Origin of the sequence: Enterococcus sp. AZ080 (assembly GCF_051714945.1) — a bacterium.
Classification (GTDB): Bacteria; Bacillota; Bacilli; order Lactobacillales; family Enterococcaceae; genus Enterococcus_B; species Enterococcus_B pernyi.
This window is the reverse complement of sequence record NZ_JBIOSV010000001.1, coordinates 1,731,558-1,752,785: the sequence shown is the minus strand read 5'-3', so window position 1 is coordinate 1,752,785 and position 21,228 is coordinate 1,731,558. Positions and strand designations below refer to the sequence as shown.

General features: G+C 36.0%; 17 protein-coding genes. 14 read left to right on the top strand and 3 right to left on the bottom strand.

Annotated elements, in window-relative coordinates:
• The first annotated feature begins 1 nt into the window (after position 1).
• From IGK01_RS08215 to IGK01_RS08190, 6 genes are all read left to right on the top strand, one after another.
• Positions 2-751: a tyrosine-protein phosphatase gene (locus IGK01_RS08215; RefSeq protein ID WP_438840648.1), complete on the top strand. Its 750-nt coding sequence runs from the start codon at positions 2-4 to the stop codon at positions 749-751.
• 109 nt (positions 752-860) lie between these two features.
• Positions 861-2,006 (top strand): glycosyltransferase family 4 protein, encoded by a 1,146-nt coding sequence (locus IGK01_RS08210; RefSeq protein ID WP_301358386.1) that lies wholly within the window; start codon positions 861-863, stop codon positions 2,004-2,006.
• A 328-nt stretch (positions 2,007-2,334) separates the two neighbouring features.
• On the top strand, positions 2,335-3,600 hold the full coding sequence (locus tag IGK01_RS08205) for an O-antigen ligase family protein (RefSeq protein WP_438840647.1): 1,266 nt from the start codon (positions 2,335-2,337) through the stop codon (positions 3,598-3,600).
• A 44-nt stretch (positions 3,601-3,644) separates the two neighbouring features.
• Positions 3,645-4,436 carry a glycosyltransferase family 2 protein gene (locus tag IGK01_RS08200; protein ID WP_301358384.1) on the top strand — a complete coding sequence of 264 codons (792 nt, stop codon included), beginning with the start codon at positions 3,645-3,647 and terminating at the stop codon, positions 4,434-4,436.
• Entirely contained in the window at positions 4,433-5,599 is a 1,167-nt protein-coding gene (locus IGK01_RS08195) for a nucleotide sugar dehydrogenase (protein WP_438840646.1), read from the top strand. The genes IGK01_RS08200 and IGK01_RS08195 overlap by 4 nt, the downstream gene beginning before the upstream one ends.
• Before the next feature lie 4 nt (positions 5,600-5,603).
• The gene (locus tag IGK01_RS08190; protein ID WP_010735172.1) at positions 5,604-7,022 is read left to right on the top strand and encodes an oligosaccharide flippase family protein; all 1,419 of its coding nucleotides are present in this window, start codon (positions 5,604-5,606) and stop codon (positions 7,020-7,022) included.
• 108 nt (positions 7,023-7,130) lie between these two features.
• On the opposite strand, the gene IGK01_RS08185 is transcribed toward IGK01_RS08190, so the two are convergent.
• Positions 7,131-7,832, bottom strand: coding sequence for a Crp/Fnr family transcriptional regulator (locus IGK01_RS08185; RefSeq protein ID WP_023519859.1), 702 nt, complete (start codon positions 7,830-7,832; stop codon positions 7,131-7,133).
• 459 nt (positions 7,833-8,291) lie between these two features.
• Here IGK01_RS08185 and arcA point away from each other — a divergent pair, with 459 nt between their 5' ends.
• The 5 genes from arcA (at position 8,292) to IGK01_RS08160 (ending at position 16,247) form a co-directional block, all read left to right on the top strand.
• Positions 8,292-9,521 carry an arginine deiminase gene (gene arcA / locus IGK01_RS08180; protein WP_062805084.1) on the top strand — a complete coding sequence of 410 codons (1,230 nt, stop codon included), beginning with the start codon at positions 8,292-8,294 and terminating at the stop codon, positions 9,519-9,521.
• A gap of 105 nt (positions 9,522-9,626) precedes the next feature.
• On the top strand, positions 9,627-10,646 hold the full coding sequence (argF, locus tag IGK01_RS08175; RefSeq protein WP_010735175.1) for an ornithine carbamoyltransferase: 1,020 nt from the start codon (positions 9,627-9,629) through the stop codon (positions 10,644-10,646).
• A gap of 113 nt (positions 10,647-10,759) precedes the next feature.
• Positions 10,760-11,713, top strand: coding sequence for a carbamate kinase (arcC, locus tag IGK01_RS08170; RefSeq protein ID WP_010735176.1), 954 nt, complete (start codon positions 10,760-10,762; stop codon positions 11,711-11,713).
• 458 nt (positions 11,714-12,171) lie between these two features.
• On the top strand, positions 12,172-13,863 hold the full coding sequence (argS, locus tag IGK01_RS08165) for an arginine--tRNA ligase (RefSeq protein ID WP_349519713.1): 1,692 nt from the start codon (positions 12,172-12,174) through the stop codon (positions 13,861-13,863).
• Between the two features lie 356 nt (positions 13,864-14,219).
• Positions 14,220-16,247 (top strand): EndoU domain-containing protein, encoded by a 2,028-nt coding sequence (locus tag IGK01_RS08160; RefSeq protein ID WP_438840645.1) that lies wholly within the window; start codon positions 14,220-14,222, stop codon positions 16,245-16,247.
• Positions 16,248-16,265: 18 nt separating this feature from the next.
• Here the strand turns inward: IGK01_RS08160 and IGK01_RS08155 are convergent, their stop codons facing one another.
• Together IGK01_RS08155 and IGK01_RS08150 are read right to left on the bottom strand one after the other, a co-directional pair.
• Positions 16,266-17,249, bottom strand: coding sequence for a hypothetical protein (locus IGK01_RS08155; protein ID WP_438840644.1), 984 nt, complete (start codon positions 17,247-17,249; stop codon positions 16,266-16,268).
• 401 nt (positions 17,250-17,650) lie between these two features.
• Positions 17,651-18,130 carry an arginine repressor gene (locus IGK01_RS08150; RefSeq protein ID WP_010735183.1) on the bottom strand — a complete coding sequence of 160 codons (480 nt, stop codon included), beginning with the start codon at positions 18,128-18,130 and terminating at the stop codon, positions 17,651-17,653.
• A gap of 374 nt (positions 18,131-18,504) precedes the next feature.
• Here IGK01_RS08150 and rpsB point away from each other — a divergent pair, with 374 nt between their 5' ends.
• The 3 genes from rpsB to pyrH all read left to right on the top strand — a co-directional run bounded on the left by rpsB (position 18,505) and on the right by pyrH (position 21,228).
• Positions 18,505-19,287 carry a 30S ribosomal protein S2 gene (gene rpsB, locus IGK01_RS08145; protein ID WP_010735184.1) on the top strand — a complete coding sequence of 261 codons (783 nt, stop codon included), beginning with the start codon at positions 18,505-18,507 and terminating at the stop codon, positions 19,285-19,287.
• 102 nt (positions 19,288-19,389) lie between these two features.
• A complete protein-coding gene (gene tsf / locus IGK01_RS08140) occupies positions 19,390-20,271 on the top strand; it encodes a translation elongation factor Ts (RefSeq protein WP_010735185.1) in 882 nt (293 codons plus the stop codon).
• A 234-nt stretch (positions 20,272-20,505) separates the two neighbouring features.
• A complete protein-coding gene (gene pyrH, locus IGK01_RS08135; protein WP_010735186.1) occupies positions 20,506-21,228 on the top strand; it encodes a UMP kinase in 723 nt (240 codons plus the stop codon).

Genomic DNA, 21,228 nt, shown 5'->3' with positions numbered 1-21,228 from the left:
AATGATTGATTTACATTGTCATATTTTACCTGGTATAGATGACGGACCAAAAACGGTCAAAGAATCGATCGCCATGGCAGAAGAAGCTGTTCGACAAGGAATCACCCACATTTTATGCACCCCTCATCACAATCAACGTTTCACCAATGAAAAAGCAGATGTATTACTAGCTGTCGAAGACTTGCAAAAAGAACTCGATCGACAGTCCATCCCCCTAACTTTATTTGAAGGACAAGAAGTTCGAATAAAAAGTAATTTGATCGATGAAATTAAAAGTGGCAAGATTCTTTTTGCAGATGTCGCCGATCGCTATTTGCTAGCTGAGCTACCAACAAACAGCATTCCCGAATACACAGAAAGTTTGTTTTATGAATTACGTCAGATGGGGATCGTACCAATCATTGTCCATCCTGAGCGGAACCGCGGTTTCCAAGAAAGTCCTAATCTATTATTACCCTACTTGAATATGGGGTGTTTGGCGCAGTTGACTGCACCGAGTATTGCAGGTGTTTATGGCAAACAGATCAAGAAGTTAAGTGAACAGTTAATTGAACATAATTTAGTACAAATGATTGCTTCCGATGCACATTCACGGAAAAACAGAGATTTTTATATGGAGAAAGCATACAAAATTGTTGGGAAAAAGTATGGAATAGAAGTTATAAACAAAATGGACCAAACTTGTAGAGATATAATTAATGGTACATTTACAAAAGCAGAAAATTATAAATATATAAGGAGAATTATTTAATTACAACTCTCAAATAATAGGTGTTAGTCGAATATTGTTTTTATACAAATATGTATCAATGGGGATATGAGAAAATTAAAAACAATCGTTTGTAAGGATGAGGAGTAAAATGAAAACAAAAAAAATATTGTTTGTTGCAACAGTAGTAAAAACCCATATTAATACATTTCACATAAAAAATATGGAATATTTTAAAGGATTAGGTTACGAAGTTCATGTAGCTGCTAAAAATGATTTTGTACCTAAAGATTCACTTAATATACCGAATTGTGATGTATATCATGATATTGATTTTCCTAGAAATCCTTTTTTCACTGATATGACAAAAGCTTATTCACAATTAAAAAAAGTGATTGACGTAGAAAATTTTGAATTGATTCATTGCAATACTCCTGTAGGCGGATTACTAGCTCGTTTAGCTGCTAGACAATCTAGGAGAAATAGCGGTACAAAAATATTGTATCAAGCTCATGGGTTTCATTTTTTTAAAGGCGCACCATTAAAGAATTGGATGCTATTTTATCCGGTTGAAAGACTTATGGCAAGAGACACCGATTGTTTATTGGTAATAAACCAAGAGGATTTTAAAAGAGGAAAAAGTTTTAAATGTCAACAAGTACAGCTGGTTAATGGCGTCGGAGTAGAGATTGATAAGTTTCATAATGCTTCAGGAAATTTACGAGAAAAATATTTGATCTCGAAAGAGACAAAAATTATTTGTTCAATAGGGGAGTTAAATAAAAATAAAAACCATATCACAGTAATTGAATCATTAGCAAGAATTAAAGCTGAAGTAGATAAGAATTTTGTATACTTTATTTGTGGAGAAGGTGCACAAAGAAGAAATATAGAAGAAAAAGTTAAAGAGCTGGATTTAAAAAATAATGTTATATTATTGGGGTACTCTAACGAGGTACCTAAAATTCTTGCAGATGCTGACTTATTTGTATTTCCTTCTTATAGAGAAGGGCTACCTGTTTCTGTGATGGAGGCAATGAGTGCTGGTGTACCAGTAGTCGCTTCAAACATCAGAGGAAATAGAGATTTGATTGAAAATAAAGTGAACGGTGAATTATTTGATTTAAAAAATAAAGAACAGTTGGACGATATATTGAAAAGATTTTTTGATAATAGCTTGCCGATTGAAGAATATGCTACCAATGCTTATATAAAAATACAGGATTTTGAAACAAATAAGGTGCTTATTCAAATGAGTGATATTTATGATATGCTTTTAGGTAGAGAAGAAAATTAACTTTCAGTATAGGTTACTCAAATGAATATATTTTACAAAAATTAATTTTGAAATCTATATAGAAAATTCAGAAAATTTTTTAACTAAATGAGAAAAATTTAAGTAAAAAATTTGATAGGATATAGAAATATTTTAATTATACTAATATAAAAATAATCGAAATTGATTCAATAGGAATAGTTAATTAAAAGTTGTATTTTTTTATGTTTTGTTAATGATTTAAGGAAAAAAGCAGCTGAAGCAATGAGGAATATGGAATTTTATTAGTCACAAATCAAATGAATAATCTATTTAAGAAGTGACCAACATCCTTTTTAGGAGGAAAAGAATGGAAGCTACAAATATTTCAACATCTCAAGATAAAAGTAAAATTAGAAGATTGACCATTGAGCGGATTGTTTTTTTTATTGGATTTACAATCAGTATTACGCAGGTTTTTCTAGGTATAAATATTTCACTTAGTGACATTTTTTTGCTTATCTTACTTATTTTATTATTTTTTACAAAATCGATTTACTTAACAAAACAAACTACCCTGTACTTTGTTTTACTTTTTATTTTGCGATTCTTTTCAACCATGCAATTAACGAAATGGTTGAATATTTCGATATCGTTTATGCCTATATTTATTACGATTCAAAAGTTTTTGATTAGCTTACTGTATTTTATTCTCTTTATTTCTGCTTTGACAATAGACCAAAAAATAAAGGATAACTTTTTCAAAGGATTAAAGTATGGAACCCTGATTTTAGGTACTCTATCGATATTAATTTATTTTATTGGTCCAGCAATTCTACGTTCAATTGTTTTGTTTGGAGAAATACGTATGAGAGGGTTTATGAATGATCCTAACTATTTTGCTTATATGCAGATATGTGGATTTTGTATTTGGTATCTCAAAGGTTTCAAACATAAAATAACAAATCTATTGGCAATGATTATCTATCCAACAACTATTCTATTATCAGCTTCAAAAACTGGATTGATTGTTTTTATTGTTATGCTTAGTATTTTAAGTATTAAAAAAATTTTAAAAAAACGCCTTTCACCAGCTAAGTTAGCAACTTTATTCTTAGTAATAAGTGGGTGTTTGACTATATTTTATGTATTCTTCGATTCAATCATAACAGGTTTACTGGTATTTACACAATCAGTTCCTCAACTGGAACGAATATACATTGTATTTGAAAATTTTAGCGGTGCAATTACCGAAGGTGGTTCAGGGAGAGTAGATGCATGGGAAACAGCTTATAGACTTATCCTTGATACTCACTTTATGGGAATAGGCTTTATGGATTACTCAAGTGTCGCGCGAGTAATAAGTGGTAGTCCAATTATAGCGCATAATACGTTTTTGCAATTAGCAGTGGAGTGGGGAATTATTCCATTAGTTGTTGGTTTAATAGCCGTGGTAAAACAAAGTATTATTGAACTTTCAAAAAAAAATTGGATAGTTGTTGCGCTAGTTCTTGGAACAGTATTTTTTTCCTTCAGTATATCTCTACAAAACTCGAGAATACTATGGATTCTATTGGCAATGTTATTTTCAAGAAAATCAGTTTCTGATTATTCTGGAAATTTAAGAGATAAATAAAATTTTGGAATTTATGTTATGAGCTAACTTAGGAGAGAAAATAAATGATAAGTGTTATTATACCCACATTTAATGCGGAGAAATCAATTAAAAAAGCTATAGACTCTATTCTGAATCAAACGTACCAAAATTTTGAAATCATAATTTGTGATGATTGTTCAACAGACGGTACATGGGAAATATTAAAGGAACTGGAAGAAACAGATTCAAGAATTCAAATTTATCAAAATGAAAAAAATTCTAAAAGTGCCTATACGCGTAATAAAGCAATAAATAAATCTTCTGGAAAGTATATCATGCAACTAGATGATGATGACTATTGTCACGAGGAAAGAATGGAAAAGCAAGTTCTATTTTTAGATAATCATCCTGAATATGATTTTGTTGGAAGTAATGCTTATCTTTGGGATCAAGATGGTATATATGGTGAGTTGATAATAAAAGATAAACCTGAAATTAATGACTTGCTAAAAACTAGTCCATTTATTAATCCATCAGTCATGTTTAGAAAGGAAGCCCTAGAGAGTGTTCAAGGTTATAGGGTTTCTAAAGAAACTGTGAGAGGTCAGGACTATGACTTATACTTGCGATTGTATGTAAATGGACTTAGGGGATACAATATACAAGAAAAGCTTGTTTATTATTATCAAGATAAGAATTACTATAATAAGATTTCTTGGGAAAATAGAATTGGTGAATTCAAATTTAGATATAGAAATTTTAAGAAACTCAAGCTATCACCAACACAATATATTTATATTATCAAACCTTTAGTTGCATTAATCGTACCAAGAAAAATCTTATCATTGAAACAATCAAGGAGGAATAGAGCTTGAATATCTCAGTATTCGGTTTAGGTTATGTTGGCCTAGCAAATGCACTACTTCTAAGCCAAAGCGTTGAAGTCAAAGCATATGATATTGTTAAAGATAAAATAGACCAGTTGAATCAAAGAATTTCTCCTATAGAGGATAAAGAAATTAGTGAATTTTTAATAAAGGATAATCTAAAAATTAATTTTATCAAAGACTTTGAAGAAGCTGTGATTTTCGGTGACTACTTAATTATTGCAACCCCAACAGATTACGATGAAAAAAAGAATTATTTTAACACTTCATCAGTTGAAAAAGTCATCGAGCAAGCTTTAGCAATTCGCTCAGATGCTACTTTTATAATCAAATCAACCGTTCCTGTAGGGTACACGGAAGAATTAAAGAAAAAGTATGGAACGGAGCGGATAATATTCTCACCAGAATTTCTGCGTGAGGGTAAAGCACTATACGATAACCTTCACCCATCAAGAATCGTGATTGGCGAAAACTCAGATAGGGGACAAGAAATTGCTAATCTTTTTAAGGAAAATGCTCATGATAATGATGTCCCGATACTATTGACGAATTCAACAGAAGCGGAAGCAATCAAATTGTTTTCAAATACCTACTTAGCTTTAAGAGTTGCTTATTTCAATGAGCTTGATACGTATGCTGAATCGAATGATTTAGACAGTAAGCAAATTATCGAAGGTGTCGGACTAGATCCTAGAATTGGTTCGCATTATAATAACCCATCATTTGGCTATGGAGGGTATTGTTTACCAAAGGATACTAAGCAACTGCGTGCAAATTATAGTGGTGTCCCAAGCAATTTGATTGGTGCAATCGTTGATGCAAATGCGACGAGAAAAGATTTTATCACTGAACAAATTTTAGCTAGAAGTCCCAAAGTTGTAGGGATTTATCGCTTGACTATGAAAGCTGCTTCAGATAATTTTCGTTATTCTTCAATTCAAGGAGTAATGAAAAGACTGAAGGCGAGAGGTATTTCTGTTATTGTTTATGAACCTACTGTAGATGAGAAGGATTTTTCAGGTTTTCCGGTGATACCTGAACTAGCAGATTTTAAAAATCTAAGTGATGTAATCATCTCCAATCGATTTGATGAAGAATTGGATGACGTTGAAGAAAAAGTTTATACTAGAGATATTTTTAGAAGGGATTGATTGAGTGAAAAACATAGCTCGTAATTTCATTTATCAATCCATATTCCAGATAATGAAAATCGTTATTCCAATTATAACCATACCTATAGTATCTATGGCGTTAGGTCCTGCTGGAATAGGGATCTTCAACTATACCAATTCAATCGCACAATATTTTGTACTAGTTGCTAGCTTAGGTGTAGCTATGTATGGGAATAGAGAAATCGCACTTGCGTATAATCGACAAGAGGACATTTCTAAATTATTTTGGGAAATTGTTGTATTTAAAGCGATATTGACATTAGCAGTATTTTTTATCTACATTGCTGTTGTCAGTTTCTTACCTAACAGTAATTATTTTTATTTTCAAAGTTTAACCATTTTAGCAGTGCTTTTTGATATATCATGGTTCTTTATGGGAATTGAAGATTTTAAGTTAACTAGTGTATCGAGTTTATTCGTTCAAATAATTACTTTTGTGTTGATACTGCTTTTTATTAAAGATTCAAATGATGTAGGTATCTATATTTTGATCCAAACAGCTGGTATATTTGTTTCACAAGTGTTAGTTTGGTTCTTTATCAAACCTTATATAACATTTCAAAAAATAAATCTAAAAAAAAGTTTTAGTCACATCAAAGGCTCGTTTGAATTCTTTATACCCCAAGTAGCGATTACCTTATATACGAATTTAAATAAGACCTTATTAGGCTTATTCATAGGGGCTTCAGCAGTTGGATTTTATACAAACTCACTCACCTTAAATACAGTGTTTATAACAATCATCACTACACTTGATATTGTTTTACTTCCACATATGAGTGGTTTGTTTGCTAAAAAAAATGTTGAGCGAATTGTAGAGCTGATGGATAAAACGATTGATCTACAGTTGTTTTTTAGTTTACCGATCATGTTTGGGATGTTAACTGTATATGATAAGCTTGTTCCATGGTTTTTTGGGGAAAAGTTTTTATTTATTAATAATGTTATCCCATTTTTTACTCCTTTAATAGTAATTATTCCGCTAGGTATGGCTGTTTCAAGACAGTACCTTATTCCTATAGGTAAAGTTAGAGAATATAATAAATCTGTGATTATTGGTGCAGGTATAAACATTATCAGTAATCTAATCTTACTACCAACTGTTGGTTTTTTTGGAGTTGTCATTTCTAATTTATTGGCTGAATTCTTTGTTACTGCAGTAAGAGTGCGCTCGTTTCTCAAATCTACTAACTTTTCTTTTAATTTTCGGCGAATAAGTATTTATTTTATTTCAGCACTTGCAATGATGATTATCACCAGAATATTGACTAATTCTATGCAAGCAAGTTTAATAACTAATATAGTACAAGGTTTAATTGCTATTACCCTGTATTTTATCTTTACAGTAGTAATGAGAACAAATCCTATTGTTTCATTTATTCAAGAGAGAAGAAGTAAGTGACTGATTACTTACTTCTTTTTATTTATCAAAAAATGAGCCAAAGGTAGTGGATATTGTCAAATACCTTTGGCTCATTTATTAATATTTATAGTAGAGGATGGCAAAGAATCACTCCCGCCATCCCGGTGTCACTGCCTCCTTACAAAACGTGAACCGCTTCTTGTCATAATTCACCAAGCCGGAGTCTTTCAGCTGTTTGATCACCTGTCCGGCGGTTTCACGAGTGGTACCACTATTGACTGCTAGTTCTTTCAACGTGATCGGATAGGGTATCGATATATGACCGTCTTCTGTAGGGATTCCTAATTCTTCTTTTAAAACAAATAAGTTTTGTTTCACTCGGTCAAATGCACTGGAGGTCAAGCCGATTTGAATGCGTAGTTCGTGCATCTGAACGACTTTTCCTAACTTCTGGATCATGTAAATCAATTGATTGGGGTTGTTTTTGACAATTTTTTCATAACAAGCTACAGGAAAATAAAAAGTCTCGATATCTGTCATGGCTTGTGCTGTATACGTATAAGGTTCTTCTTCAAAAATACCAGACATTGGAAAGAGATTATTTGCTGTGACATAATCATAGTAGTAATAAGTAGCACTTTCGTCATAACGCTCTAAACGGATCAATCCTTCTGTTAAGACATAGAAACGTTGCCGCTCATCTCCTTCATCAAAAAGCACTTGTCCTTTCTTATATGAACGTAGGACAGTCTGCTCTTTGATTTCTTCAAATTCCTCATCAGTAAAGTGTTCAAAATCAGGTTGATATCTGAGTTTAGAAAAATGATAATCGATTTTATTTACACGCATGAACATCCCTGCTTCCTATAATTCTCTCCTTCTATTGTGACTTCTTTTATTTCTTTTGTAAAGCCATAATACATTCCGAGAAAAGCTATATTTTGTAAAATATTAATTGCGTTTGTTATTATGTAGGATTTATACAAAACAGATGAATATAATTTGATGAGTGATCATAAAAGTGTATAAAAAACAAATAATATACATAAAGTAAACGCTAACAACCTTAATTTAAATGGAATTTAAAAATATACAAAAAAAATTTTTTGATGAATAAAAATTTTTTTGAGAGAGTTTTCAGTATAAAAAAAAGAGAAATTATTAATAAAAGATGCAAAAATGTGTAATTATTTAATTAAGCTTTAATAATGAGAGATTCTTCTCTTTTTAAATGCGAGAAAAGCATGAAAGTGATTACAAAAGCAGTTTATTCTAAGTATGTAATCAAAACGAAGGAGGCAACACAACATGGATAAACCGATTCACGTTTTCTCTGAGATAGGAAAGTTAAAGACAGTATTATTAAAACGACCTGGTCAAGAAGTGGAAAATCTAACGCCTGATATTATGGATCGTTTGTTGTTCGACGACATTCCGTATCTACCGATTGCACAAGCTGAGCATGATGAATTTGCACAAGTGCTCCAAAGTGAAGGCGCTGAAACATTATATTTAGAAAAATTAGCGGCTGAAGCAATCGATGCAGGTAATGTCAAAGAGGAATTTTTAAATAAAATGTTAGATGAATCTTTTATTGCATCTAATGCTGTTAGAGATGGTCTTCATGAGTTCCTTCTATCAATGGAAACTCAAGATATGGTAGATAAGATCATGGCGGGTGTCCGTACAAAAGATATCGATGTGAAATCACGTAGTTTATACGATTTATCATCTGATGACGACTATCCTTTCTACATGGATCCAATGCCAAACCTATACTTTACAAGGGACCCTTCCGCATCAATGGGGAATGGGATGACAATCAATAAAATGGCATTTGAAGCACGTCGTCGTGAGTCAATGTTCACAGAATACATTTTGAACCACCACCCACGTTTTGCAAATAAAGGGGTTGACGTATGGTTGGATCGCGAAAATCCAGATCATATCGAAGGTGGGGATGAATTGATCCTTAGTGACACAGTTGTCGCTGTGGGTATCTCACAAAGAACAAATGCAAAAGCGATTGAGCGTTTAGCACGTCACTTATTTGCGAAAAATGCAGGATTTGAAAAAGTCTTGGCAATCAAGATCCCGAATAATCGTGCCATGATGCATTTAGATACAGTATTTACTATGGTTGACCATGATAAATTCACAATCCATCCAGCGATCCAAAGTAAAGAAGGAAAAATGGACGTCTTTACAATTGAACAAGCTGGCGATGATATCAAAATTTCTCATTCAGATGATTTACAAGAGTCATTGAAATCAGTTTTAGGGTTAGATGATCTTGTATTGATCCCAACAGGTAATGGCGATGCGATTGTTGCACCTCGTGAACAATGGAATGATGGCTCAAACACATTAGCGATTGCTCCAGGGGTGGTAGTTACTTACAATCGTAACTATGTATCAAACGAATTATTGAGAAGCTACGGCATCAAAGTATTGGAAATCACTTCAAGTGAATTGTCACGCGGTCGTGGTGGCCCTCGTTGCATGAGCCAACCATTAGTTCGTGAAGATTTAAAATAGTTTATTCCTGATGGCAGTCACTGTCAGCTGCCATCAGATTTCCTCTTAATACCAAGTGCTTTATGTACTATCAAATAGAATACAATTTTAAAGGAGAATGTTCATATGAAAGAATCAGTATTTCAAGGAAGAAGTTTATTAGCAGAAAAAGATTTTACAAAGGAAGAGTTACAATATTTGATCGACTTTTCTCAACACTTGAAAGATTTGAAAAAACGTGGCATCCCACATCATTACTTAGAAGGAAAAAACATTGCATTACTATTTGAAAAAACATCAACACGTACACGTGCAGCATTTACAACGGCAGCAATCGATCTTGGTGCGCATCCAGAGTATTTAGGTGCAAATGACATCCAATTAGGTAAAAAAGAATCTACAGAAGATACTGCCAAAGTATTAGGTAGTATGTTTGACGGAATCGAGTTCCGTGGTTTCAGCCAAAAAATGGTGGAAGAATTAGCTGAATTCTCAGGCGTACCTGTATGGAATGGTTTAACTGATGAATGGCACCCAACTCAAATGATCGCTGACTTCTTAACGATCCAAGAAAACTTCGGTAAAGTGGAAGGCATCACAGTTGCTTATTGTGGCGATGGACGTAACAACATGGCGAACTCATTGTTAGTAACAGGTGCGATCTTAGGAACAAATATGCGTATCGTTGCACCAAAAGAATTACAACCTGAAGAAGAAATCGTGAAAATGGCTGAAGAGTTTGCAGCGAAATCAGGTGCACAATTAATGATCACTGACGATGTTGCTAAAGGGGTAGACGGAGCAGACGTTCTTTACTCAGACGTTTGGGTATCAATGGGTGAAGAAGATAAATTTGAAGAACGTATCAAATTATTGAAACCTTACCAAATCAATATGGATATGATCGAAAAAACAAACAATACAGATCGTTTGATCTTCTTACACTGCTTACCAGCATTCCATGATACGAAGACAGTTTACGGTGAACAAATGAAAGAACGCTTCGGCATCACTGAAATGGAAGTAACAGACGAAGTATTCCGCAGTAAATATGCACGTCAATTTGAGCAAGCAGAAAACCGTATGCACTCAATCAAAGCAATCATGGCAGCAACACTAGGAAACTTATTCATTCCTCGTGTGTAACAACTAACAAGTAAATAATCAAAACGAGTCAGCGTGAGGATCGTTCAGAAAGAACGCTGGCTTGTTTTGTCATCGGTAAAATTCAGAATGTTCTGAAAGAAAGGGAGATAGACATGGCAAACAGAAAAGTGGTTGTTGCATTAGGCGGAAACGCGATTTTATCAACAGATGCAAGTGCAAAAGCGCAACAAGACGCATTGATGGAAACAGCAAAATACTTAGTGAAATTTATTGAACAAGGAGATGAATTGATCATCTCACATGGTAATGGTCCTCAAGTTGGGAATTTATTGATCCAACAACAAGCGGCTGATTCAGAAAAAACACCGGCAATGCCATTAGATACATGTGTGGCGATGACGGAAGGTTCAATTGGCTATTGGTTGCAAAATGCGATGGGCGAAGTGTTGAAGGAAAAAGGAATCGATAAAGATGTCGTTTCGTTAGTGACACAAGTCATCGTTGATGAAAATGATCCATCGTTCAAAAATCCAAGCAAACCAGTTGGACCGTTCTATACAGAAGAAGAAGCGAATGATCAGATGAAAGCAGACTCTTCTGTAACATTCAAAGAAGATGCAGGACGTGGTTGGCGTAAGGTCGTTGCTTCTCCAAAACCAATCTCAATCAAAGAAGCTCGAGTCATCCAAACATTAGTGGAACAAGGCGTAATCACCATTTCTGTAGGTGGTGGCGGTATTCCAGTAGTGGAAACTGCAACAGGTCTTGAAGGAAAAGAAGCTGTTATCGATAAAGATTTTGCTTCTGAAAAATTAGCAGAGATCATTGGTGCAGATCTATTGATCGTGTTGACGGGTGTCGATAATGTCTACGTAAATTATCAAAAACCAGATCAAAAGAAATTAGAAACAGTTGGTGTTTCAGAAATGAAACAGTATATTGCTGAAAACCAATTTGCTCCAGGAAGCATGTTGCCAAAAGTGGAAGCAGCGATTGCCTTTGTTGAGGCTCGTCCTACTGGGAAAGCAATTATTACTTCCTTAGAAAATATTGAAAATCTATTAGCTTCAGAAGAAGGAACAATCATTGTTGCTGATGAAGCGTAAGAAACTTTTTATCGTTTTACCATGACCATGTGTATAAAATGTCCAGTTGGTTTTTAATCTCCTTTAGACCTCCTGGACATTTTAGCTTATTGTTGAAGGTCAGCTTTTCGAACACCGTTTATTTATGAAGAAAACTCTAGCCAGGAGATTGGATATCTGCTATAATTCAAATCAAGTTAAATAAGAGCAACGTTTGCTGAACAAGAGAGTAATTGGTGTCATTTCGTTCAAAGCGAGTCTGGGTAGAGTGGAAGCCGGACGGACAAATCCCAATGAAGCGCACTTGGAGAACTCTGTCTTTGACAGACGGTCGTCTACCGATATCAGATCGAGCAGGTCTTTTTTAGGACAATTGGAGTGGTACCGCGGGAATTCTCGTCTCTAGTAAATTCATAGGAAATATGGATTTGCTAGAGATTTTTTTGTTTTACAGCAAACAATATGTAGGAGGAAAATAAATGAATAACAAAGATGTTGTTGCAAAAGCACTATATGAAGTCGTACAAGATGACTTGACGTTGGAGCAAGTCGCACAATTACTTGAAAATCCAAAATCAGCGGACCATGGAGATGTCGCATTTCCAACGTTCTCTTTAGCAAAAATCTTCCGCAAAGCACCACAACAGATCGCAGCGGATCTTGCTGAGAAAATCGATGCAACAAATTTTGAAAAAATCGAAGTCGTCGGACCATACTTGAACTTCTTTATGAACAAAGAGATCATCAGTAAGCAAGTGTTAGCTACAGTAGTAAAAGAAAAAGAACACTATGGGGATAGCACGATCGGTAACCAAGGAAGCGTGCCAATCGATATGTCTTCACCAAACATTGCAAAACCAATTTCAATGGGTCACTTACGTTCGACAGTAATCGGAAACTCAATTGGCTTTATTATGGAAAAATTAGGTTATCAACCAGTACGTATCAACCATTTAGGAGACTGGGGTACACAATTTGGAAAACTGATCGTTGCCTACAAAAAATGGGGATCTGCTGAATCTGTAAAAGCTGAACCAATCAATGAATTATTGCGTCTATATGTCCAATTCCACGAAGAAGCTGAAACACAACCTGAATTGAATGATGAAGCTCGTTCTTGGTTCAAGCGTCTAGAAGAAGGCGACGAAGAAGCGATGGAGTTATGGCAATGGTTCCGTGACGAATCAATGAAAGAATTCAACAAGATCTATGACTTGTTAGAAGTTCGTTTTGATTCATTGAACGGGGAAGCTTTCTATAATGACAAGATGGATGAAATCGTCGAATTACTAGAAGAAAAACATCTCTTACAAGAAGACAAAGGTGCAGAAATCGTTGACTTATCTGCTTATGATCTAAATCCTGCCTTGATCAAAAAATCAGATGGTGCGACACTTTATATTACGCGTGATTTGGCAGCTGCACTATACCGTAAACGTACGTATGATTTTAGTCAATCACTATACGTAGTTGGTAATGAACAAAGTTATCACTTTAAACAATTGAAAGCTGTCTTGAAAGAACTAGGTTTTGACTGGGCAGATGATATGCACCATATCCCGTTTGGTTTGATCACACAAGGTGGTAAAAAACTATCGACACGTAAAGGAAAGATCGTTTTACTAGAAGAAGTATTGAATGAAGCAATCGACTCAGCGAAACACCAAATCAGTGAAAAGAATCCTGATTTGGAAAACAAAGATGTCATCGCAAAACAAGTCGGTGTGGGTGCTGTTATTTTCCACGATTTAAAAAATGATCGTTTGAATACGTTTGACTTCAATTTAGAAGAAGTGGTTCGTTTTGAAGGAGAAACAGGTCCTTATGTCCAATATACTCATGCTCGGGCGATGAGTTTATTAGACAAAGCAGGTTTTGTTCCTTCTGAAGATCAAGCTTATGCGTTGAATGACGAAAATAGTTGGGAAGTCGTGAAGCTTGTACAGAAATATCCTGAAACAGTGCTTCAAGCTGGTGAAAAATATGAGCCATCGATCATTGCAAAACATGCGATCAAATTGGCACAAGCGTTCAATAAGTACTATGCACATACAAAAATCTTAGCGGATGATGACCAAAAAGATGCGCGCTTAGCGTTAGTTTATGCTGTCACTGTTTTACTAAAAGAAGACTTACGTCTATTAGGATTACATGCACCAGATAAAATGTAAAAAGTTTCATTGTTCAAAGATTTTCTGAAGAGAAATCTAAATGTTATGTTCCAGTCAATAATCCATGGCATATTTTACAATTGAATTGATTTTTATCTAGAAGGGTTTCTTTTGGAAACGAGCCAAGTCGGGATTTGAAAAAATCCCGGCTTTTTTGACGTATTTTTGGTACGGCATACATTCTTATAGTTGTTTTATGTTGAATTGTACATACAAAAATTTTTATGAATAAATAATTGAATTTCCTTTTCTTATTTTAGAAAAAGTCGTTTCATGAGAATTTTCACTTTTTATTAAGCGCTTTCTTTTCTTGGGATATACTCTCGGTGTCAATAAAAAAGAAAAGGAGTGGAAAAATGAAAAAGAAATGGTTCTCGTTGTTGATGGTTGTAATGTTGTTGTCGTCGGTTTTCCAACCGACACTCTTAGCCTTTGCGAGTGATCGATCCTTCAAAGAAGCGACCTCGCGTCCGGCTGTTGCGATTGATTTAAGTGGCACTTCGCCAGCAAAAGATGAAAAAACATGGAACGAATGGGCAAAACTCCGAGGATTTACGGATACCCTGACTGCCGAACATAACGTATTTGATAATTTAGTTCTAGCGGATTATTTAGACGTGATGGAAGGGCCAAGTACGTTACCCCTCAGTACTCGGTTTGCTCGTTCAAAAATTGCACCGATCATCCAAGCTACCGCCTTTGCTGAATTTACCCGACCCTACTTAAAAGAATCAACCAAAGAGACAGCTGTCAGCCAATTGTACCGTTTGACTTCGACAAGTATCCTAAGGCAGTCGATCAGCTTGCTCGGTGATGCCATTGATGCTCCAGAAGACCCCGTTGAGATTTATCCGACCACCAAAATCGAGTTGGCTAGCTGGATTACGGTCCAAAACCAGTTCCTTGAATACATACAAACAACACCAGAACTATCTGGATATGAGATGCGAACCGGCACAGACGGTATGAGCGGATTGTTCGTTCCTAAAGACACGAATGATCAAAGTCTATTAGTTTATCCAGATACTTCACTGAATGAATACTTACCGGGAAATGAAAAATTACCTCCACGGATCGGCGCCCTGAAACAAATCAATTTTTCTCCATATAATGGTCCAGGAACACCCTATGTCAATGTGACCATGAGCTATACCGCCTATGATCATCGCCAAGAACTATACACGCAATATGATATTCGGGGCATCACGATTCCTTTAGAAACGGATTTCGACACATTTTTAGCAGAAATCGCCACACCTGAACAAGCTCTGGAAGTGGTCAAAGAATACTCGTCCGTCCAATTTGGGGCAGTAGCCCCAACAGATGTTGATTCTGTCAATGACATCGGAAAAGAAATCACACGTCAGATGATCGATGAGCGGGATGCGCTGATTGATCAATTACCTGATACGTTTCAGATCAATCTATTCCGGATCGCAGCGAAAGCCAATGACAAAGAAGTTGTCATTGATCGAGAAGGTGAGTTTGTGTATCGGGGAACGCAAGAAATTGTTCCCTTAGACCAAATCGACATCGGTTTTAACCAAGAAGTCATCTATACGATCCGCAAAGTGCAAAGCTTTTTCGGTGTCTATTGCAACTACTATGCGTTAGCCGATGGCTTGCTTGATGAAGAACGCACGAATTCTTTGCCAAAGAGTTTAGATGACACCACCATTGCAGCGATTTCTGAAGTCGGTGGCAGTGTATTGAAGCACTTACCAAATTACGAAAATACCGACTGGGTCATCAAGCAGTCCCAATTGAAGCCCGAACCAATGGACGTCTTACTCATCGCCATGTGCTTACCATGGTCAGAAATGATTTCTGTCTTACGGACCGTCAAATCCGATGAAGTCATCCTAACAGCGATTGAAGTCGAAGAAGCCGAAGCCGCTCGCGTATTGGAAGCGGAAAAGGCTCTAATCACCAAAGGCTGTCCAAATGAAGCTTTAGTAGAGAAGTTACCAACCACCGAATACTATAACCGTAAAGCCTTGCGCCATGTGGCGGGAGAGGTAAGACCGGGAAGAACTGGCAATCCTGAAATCACAGGTGCTCATTCGCGCCATCCTGATTTCTATAGTCCAGAAAGTGGAGTTGTATATAAGCCGACAGAGACTGTAGTAGAAGGGCAACCTTATAACGCCGAAATAACTTATCCAGGTACTTTGAAGGTCAAAGAATCTACAGTATTCCCAGATAATTGGGATGCTCAAAAAATTACGAGTGAGGTAGAACAGATTGTAAAAAAACATAATTTTACCACTCCCGGAAATCATTCATTTAGTGGTAAGAGTACAGCTGGATTTGAGATAAAAGGAAATGTAAATGTTAAAATGAATGGTAAAATAACTGTTGCAACAGCCTATCCGGTGAAATAAAAAGACATGGAAGTTGAATTAATTCAACTTCCATGTCTTTTTATAGTTACGCACTATTTTTTGGAAATCTTCATAGGAATAATTGTTGCGCCAGTAATATTTATTATAGAGCATATATTTCCTCATAATCACTTCGATCGCATCATCTAGTTCCTTACTAAGTCCAAGGTACGTAACATTAGCAATCCCCCCATTAAAGAAGTCGCCATGAAAACTAGTTCCTATACTATAAGGAGAAAGTCCGTAAATGGCTGTCTCATTAAAATAAATGTGGTAATCATAGTGAGATAAGTAACGTCTAGGATCATCTGGCTCGTCTTCTTCAGGATCATAAGGACATTCCGCAAGAAAATGGCCAATATCCGGACCAAAATCAATATAAGAATCATCATGAATCACCGTTAATTGAGAATCTAAGTGATCTAATTGAGTTTCTAAAAATTCGGTATTCTTTTCTACAGCAGCTAAAGATCGATGTTTGGGGTCAGTGAAACTAATTGGCGAACTAATGATTTTTACTGGTCCAACGAATTGTGATAATCGTTTATAAGGTTCTAACTTTTCCTGTTCAAATTGTTTTTCTGTAAATAAGTCTTTCCAGTAAAGTAGGTTACGCACTTGATAGTCATGAATGATTCTTAGGAGAGTCTGTTCAATCATTTTTAAAGTTTTTCTTTCTGGATCTGGAGTTCCTCCAGGTTTTTTATAAGTTTCGTAAAGCCATTCACCATAAGGAGTAAACCAGTAAAGAGGATAGTTTTTATATCTAAGTTGGTACTCCGAGTACGCAAAATGTTCCATCGGATGATTTGCCACGCGAGGATCCCAGTAAATCGACGAAAGTTGTGGAAAGACCTCTGGACCATAATCAATAAAGTTATCATTATGTATCAAAGTCAAATCTGGATCGATTGCTTGAAATTTTTGTGTGAGTTCTTCTGTCATTTTTCGAATCTTGGCTTGTGGTCGACGATTGGGATCGACAAAGGGGAAGAAGGTCATAATCGTTTTTTCCTTTCTATCTATAAAAATTTTTTTAATTAAATTATGACATGTAAATAAGGAGTGTTGGGGACTGTTTTTTTCGTCAATCAGAAAAAAGTAGAGGTTTATAATGAAACAAGCAATACCTGCCTAATTCAAAGTTAAATAAGCTTTATATGATTTTTAGCGCTTGTGGTGTTTCTCAAATTTGTATTTATTCTACTAGTGGAAAACATTACTATTGTTGTTACTATGAGGCATTGAGTGCGAGGTATAGCGGAAATTTCGTAGTAACTGAAGGTTAAGTCAACTTGAGAGAGGTTCAAGGTTCTTCTCTAGTATTGATTCAAATAAAAAAGATGCTGGCAAATTTCACCAACATCAAAAAATATAGATACAATTACTATTTGTTATGGTATTTAAAAAATTGTAGCTGTAGTGGGATGATGCAAGAAGTTTTCAACTAACTGCGCATCTTCATCATCTTTCGAAATAATGATCGTTGTATCAAAGCCAGCAATCGTACTAACGATATGAGGCGGTTTGATTTCATCTAAGACAGCAGCGAACAATGGTGCGTTGTCTGGTAAGGTGTGGACGATAGTCAAAAAATGAACTCGTTCCACTTTTAACACGATATCTTCAATCATCTGGATCAAACGTTTTTCATCTTCGCTTTTTGATTCAGCTGTCTCCTTTTCTTTGAACAGGACAAAATGGGAAACACCATTTTCATCAGGCGCCTTGACGATTTTTAAGTCACGTATATCTCTTGAAATCGTCGCTTGAGTCGCAGATACACCCATTTCAGTCAGCTTAGCTAACATTTCATCTTGTGTACGGATCGTATAATCTTCAATGATTTGTTTAATCAACAAGTGTCGCTCAGTTTTTCGCATTTTAGTTCTCCTTTAACGAAACTTTTCACAAGTATCATAACAAAAAAACGTTGAATTGCCCATCTTTATTTTCCAGTTACCTGTTTATTTTTTCACGAATTCCTTATAAAAAAACAAAGAAATAAAATAAAAAAATGAGAGGGAGAAAAAGAAGACACAAAAAATTAAGTAAGTTGATTTTTTTTCTTGAATTTTATGCCCAATTCAGTTAAACTATTGAATGTTGAGCAGAAAAAGATCACTTTGGTGTATCTTGCGTCACTACTCAATAAATCCACATTCTTGTTGGATCGTTGGTCGGTGCTTGTAAAAGTTGGCTAGCGAGTTGGAAGACAAGAAGAGGGAAAATAAAAACCAAATCGGAGGAAACAAACATGGCAGTAATTTCAATGAAACAATTACTAGAAGCCGGCGTACACTTTGGTCACCAAACGCGTCGCTGGAACCCAAAAATGAAGAAATACATCTTCACAGAAAGAAACGGAATCTACATTATTGACTTGCAAAAAACAGTTAAATTAGTAGATGCAGCTTACGATTACATGAAGAGCGTAGCAGAAGAAGGCGGCGTTGCTTTATTCGTAGGTACAAAAAAACAAGCACAAGAAGCAATCAAAGATGAAGCTACTCGTGCTGGACAATACTTTGTAAACCACCGTTGGTTAGGTGGAACATTGACAAACTGGGATACGATCCAAAAACGTATCGCTCGTTTGAAACAAATCAATGCAATGGAAGAAGATGGAACTTTTGCAGTTCTACCTAAAAAAGAAGTTGCTGGTTTGAACAAACAACGTGAACGTCTTGAAAAATTCTTAGGTGGTATCGCTGATATGCCAAGAATCCCAGATGTAATGTACATCGTTGACCCACGTAAAGAACGCATTGCCGTTCAAGAAGCACACAAATTGAATATCCCAATTGTAGCAATGGTTGATACAAACTGTGATCCAGATGAGATCGACGTAGTTATCCCATCAAACGACGACGCAATCCGTGCCGTTAAATTGATTACTTCAAAAATGGCTGATGCTTTCATCGAAGGAAATCAAGGGGAAGATCAAGTAGTTGAAGAAGATTTTTCAGCAGAAAACACAGCGACTTCAATCGAAGAAATCGTTGATGTTGTTGAAGGCGACAACTCTTCAGCAGAATAATTTTTAAATGATGGAGCTGTTTCAAAGGCTAGGCGACAAGCCTCACTCTCCTTTGAAACAGCTTTTTTTAAAGAAAAAGCATACAACTAGGAGGAAGAAAAAATGGCAGACGTTACAGCTAAAATGGTAAAAGAACTACGCGACATGACTGGCGTAGGAATGATGGACGCGAAAAAAGCATTGGTTGAAGTTGAAGGTGACATCGAAAAAGCAGTAGATCTTTTACGTGAAAAAGGAATGGCTAAAGCTGCGAAGAAAAACGATCGTATCGCCGCTGAAGGTCTTGCTTCAGTTGCAGTGAAAGGTAATACTGCAGCAATCGTTGAAGTCAACTCAGAAACAGACTTCGTTTCTAAAAACGAAATGTTCCAAGACTTAGTAAAAGAAATCGCTGAACTAGTTGCTGAAAACAAACCAGCTGACATGGACGCAGCAATGAAAATCAAAACATCAAAAGGAACAGTTGAATCTGACTTGATCGAAGCAACACAAGTTATCGGTGAAAAAATCAGCTTCCGTCGTTTTGAAGTAATCGAAAAAGATGACAACGCTGCATTTGGCGGTTACCTACACATGGGTGGACGTATTGCTGTATTAGCTGTTTTAGAAGGTACAACTGACGAAGCAGTAGCTAGAGACGTAGCGATGCACGTAGCAGCGATCAACCCTCGTTATGTAAACGAAACACAAATTCCTGAAGCTGAATTAGATCACGAACGTACAGTCTTGACTGAACAAGCATTGAACGAAGGCAAACCAGCGAACATCGTTGAAAAAATGGTTGAAGGACGCTTAAACAAATTTAAAGCTGAAATCGCATTGGTTGACCAACCATTCGTTAAAGATCCTGATATGACTGTTGAAAAATTTGTTGCTTCTAAAGGCGCAACTGTGAAATCATTTGTCCGCTTTGAAGTCGGCGAAGGTATCGAAAAACGCGAAGATAACTTTGTAGAAGAAGTAATGAACCAAGTGAAAAAATAATCCGGTTTATAGACTTGATCAATGGGACGATGTTTGGGGCAAAGAAAATGAAGATCATTCTCCGTTTTCTTTGTGCCCCCATCGATTCCATCGCTTATTTGAATGAAATGAGGAGCAGCGACATTCGTCACAGCTCTTTTTTTTAGGGCAAGAGATATCAGGAGCATAGGTATTTTCGTGCCTAAACTATCTGGATATGGTAGAATGTCAATAGAAAATATTGGAGGAATGAACATGGTCACACCAAAATATCAGCGTGTCGTCTTAAAATTAAGTGGAGAAGCTTTAGCTGGAGATGAAGGGTTTGGAATCAAACCACCAGTTATCAAAGAAATCATCCAAGAAATCAAAGAAGTCCACGAGTTAGGCGTAGAGATGGCAATTGTTGTCGGCGGTGGAAATATCTGGCGCGGTCAAATTGGCGCACAAATGGGGATGGAACGTGCACAAGCGGATTACATGGGCATGTTAGCAACTGTGATGAATGCTTTAGCATTACAAGATACATTAGAAAATGTTGGTGTTCCTACACGCGTACAAACCTCAATTGAAATGCGACAAATCGCAGAACCATACATCCGTCGTAAAGCAGAGCGTCATTTAGAGAAAGGGCGCATCGTTATTTTTGCCGGTGGTACTGGAAACCCTTATTTTTCTACAGATACAACTGCGGCATTACGTGCAGCTGAAATTGGCGCTGATGTTATTTTAATGGCTAAGAACAATGTTGACGGTGTTTATTCTGCCGATCCAAAAATCGATTCAACAGCAGTGAAATTCGATGAATTGACACACATGGAAGTCATTGCAAAAGGATTACAAGTAATGGATTCAACTGCTAGTTCATTGAGTATGGACAATGATATCCCGTTACTTGTGTTCAATCTTAATGAACATGGAAACATTCGCCGAGCAATCTTAGGTGAAAATATCGGAACAACCGTAAGGGGGAAATAA